Raw genomic sequence first — 2,452 nt, forward strand, 5'->3', positions numbered from 1 at the left:
AACTTTTATGTAGTAAGTGAGGAAATTAGTTATACGAGTTCAAGTTCTAATATCTCCTTGCCAAGCAACCGCCTTAATAATTTGGCTGTATATACTAAGCTAGATAGAGCTTATCAAGAGGCGGTTGGCTTTTTCAAAGCTACACAGTTGGAAGATTTAGACTTGAATACTCACCAAGTAATGCAACACAACCAAATGGAAATCAGCAAAAAGTTGAAAGACCAAGAAGGGATGGCAGGAATGATTCCTAAAGTTTTAGTGGCAAGGGAAGCGTTTATTAATCATTCTGGAGTGGATTATAACCTTTGGACAAAAGAAACAAGGTCTGTATTGATTCAGATTTTTTCAGATAATATGTGTTTATATTGATAAGAAAGGAAATGATGATTAAAATTTTAGAGCTATTTGGTGGAATCGGCAGCCCTCGGATTGCCTTGCGCAATCTGGGTGTACCGACTAAAGCTATTGATTATGTGGAGATTGACCAAAAGGCAGTCTCCAGTTATAATGCTATGTTTGCAAACGAACTGGCTTATAAAACTCAAACAGTAGTCAATTATGACTTAAAACCAGATATTTTGATACATGGTAGCCCTTGTCAGGATTTCTCAATCGCTGGTCATCAGAAAGGCGCTGATGAGGGGTCTGAAACTCGTTCTAGCTTGATGTGGGAAACAGTAAGAATCATTGAGGAAATGGGTGAATGGCGACCTAAATATGTGATTTGGGAGAATGTAAAAAATGTTCTCTCCAAACACATGAAAAGAAATTTTGACAATTATCTTTCTTACATGGAAACTCTGGGCTACACAAATAATTTTGAAGTTCTGGATGCTCGTGATTTTGGAGTTCCACAAGCCCGTGAACGAGTTTTCACAGTATCAGCTTTAGGGAGTGAAGCTTTTAGTTTTGATAAGCTAGAAAGAAGTAAAATGAAGCCCCTATCTGCTTTACTAGATGATGATTTTATGGATTGTCATATAGTTACTCAGCCATCTGTCTTACAAGGTGTAGGTAAGACGGGAACAGTTAAAAGGGCGACGGTTCTGGACAAGTTTGCCTATACCGTTACCACACGACAAGATAGAACACCAGCTCAAGTAATTGCTTTACCAGATGGTCGTTACCGTTACCTAACAGAAAAAGAATGTTGGCGACTACAGGGCTATTCTGATGAAGATTTTTATAGAGCTATGAAAGTAAATACAGCTCCAAATGGACGAATGAATCGAACATTATATCACCAAGCAGGGAACAGCATCCCTGTTCCAATCTTTGAGAGTTTATTTAAGGAAATTCTCAAGGAATTAGATTTTGATTGGGAGTTGGAAGAGACTTCAGTGTAAAGGAGAAAAAATGACAAATCAGATGAAAGAAATCAAGAAAGACATTACAGCTTTTTTGAAAAAGAGCGGGCATACTTCCTACTCTATGGAAAAAAGGACAGGCATAAACAGGGGGATGCTCATTAAATACATGAGCGAGAACGTAAAAGCAAAAAGCGATATTGGGAATATGACAATAGACCTTGCGGTTAAGTTATACCCTGCTGTTCAAGAATGGTTGAGGAGTGAAGTAAGTAACAACTTTCTCTTTACGGTGCCTGAATACAATCGTGTGTTGCAAGATGAAGAATTGCAGTCTGGATCAGATTATATTTTGACAGATAGTGAGCTAAATATAATCAAGAAAATTCCAGAAGATGCTGATATTGCGACAGAGCTAAAGCTTGATAAAGTGCTTCAGTATCAAGCGGAAAATATATTGGAACTACAGCAGTTGAAAAGTGTTACTACACTTGCCACTCATGGAGAGGACGTTGCAACCTATCATGCAGGTGTTATAGACCTAGAGGAAATGCTTGGGCAGCTAATGACTGCTTTCATTCAAGTAGCCAAAAATGAAAAAGCTAATCCAAAATTGATTAAATTCCTGTTGGATTTTGCTAGTCAAGAACTACTAGAAAAATAACAAGATACCAGATGATTAATTGGCCAGGTCTTTGATCTAGGCTCGAAAATAAAGGAGGTATAAGTAATGACTTGGAATCAATTTAAAATTAGAAATTTGACTGAAGAAGAAAAGAAAGATTTTCCAGAATATACTGAAGCAGTCTGGGAAAAACCAGTACCCAACATTGGCGAAGACATCTTGGTTAGTGATGGGAAGACAATATGGATTGATAATTGGTGTGACGTTGATGATGGAGTAGAGTTAGTAAATGCTCAAAAAACAGAAGGTCTATACTGGATGCCGCTGCCAAAGTTGCCTTAGAGAAAGGAGAAAATAAAATGTTGCCAAAATTCAGAGGAAARTCAATAGCAGATGAAAATAAAGGTGGATGGGTGTACGGTAATCTAATTACTGACCAAACAAGTGCTTATATAACCGATGGCGATATAGCTGCGTATGAAGATTTTATCTCTATTGAAAAATGGTGCTCTATTGATGT

At 37.5% G+C, this 2,452-nt stretch carries 4 protein-coding genes; all 4 read left to right on the forward strand.

From position 1 onward, the window contains the following. A partial coding sequence (locus K4I03_RS12455) for a hypothetical protein (protein ID WP_227965666.1) occupies positions 1 to 369 on the forward strand: 369 nt, incomplete at its 5' end. An 11-nt stretch (positions 370 to 380) separates the two neighbouring features. Further along, positions 381 to 1,346: a DNA cytosine methyltransferase gene (locus tag K4I03_RS12460; RefSeq protein WP_321573178.1), complete on the forward strand. Its 966-nt coding sequence runs from the start codon at positions 381 to 383 to the stop codon at positions 1,344 to 1,346. 10 nt (positions 1,347 to 1,356) lie between these two features. Then, a complete protein-coding gene (locus K4I03_RS12465; protein ID WP_227965668.1) occupies positions 1,357 to 1,971 on the forward strand; it encodes a hypothetical protein in 615 nt (204 codons plus the stop codon). A 66-nt stretch (positions 1,972 to 2,037) separates the two neighbouring features. After that, positions 2,038 to 2,274, forward strand: a complete 237-nt coding sequence (locus tag K4I03_RS12470; RefSeq protein WP_227965670.1) for a hypothetical protein — start codon at positions 2,038 to 2,040, stop codon at positions 2,272 to 2,274. Positions 2,275 to 2,452: the final 178 nt, after the last annotated feature.

The sequence above is a fragment of the Streptococcus sanguinis genome, from assembly GCF_020729725.1.
Taxonomy (GTDB): domain Bacteria; phylum Bacillota; class Bacilli; order Lactobacillales; family Streptococcaceae; genus Streptococcus; species Streptococcus sanguinis_V.

What these genes read in the sequence shown, in the direction of transcription:
- K4I03_RS12460 (WP_321573178.1), top strand. Translation starts at nt 381, where the DNA reads ATGATGATTAAAATTTTAGAGCTATTTGGTGGAATCGGCAGCCCTCGG.
- K4I03_RS12465 (WP_227965668.1), top strand. Translation starts at nt 1,357, where the DNA reads ATGACAAATCAGATGAAAGAAATCAAGAAAGACATTACAGCTTTTTTG.
- K4I03_RS12470 (WP_227965670.1), top strand. Translation starts at nt 2,038, where the DNA reads ATGACTTGGAATCAATTTAAAATTAGAAATTTGACTGAAGAAGAAAAG.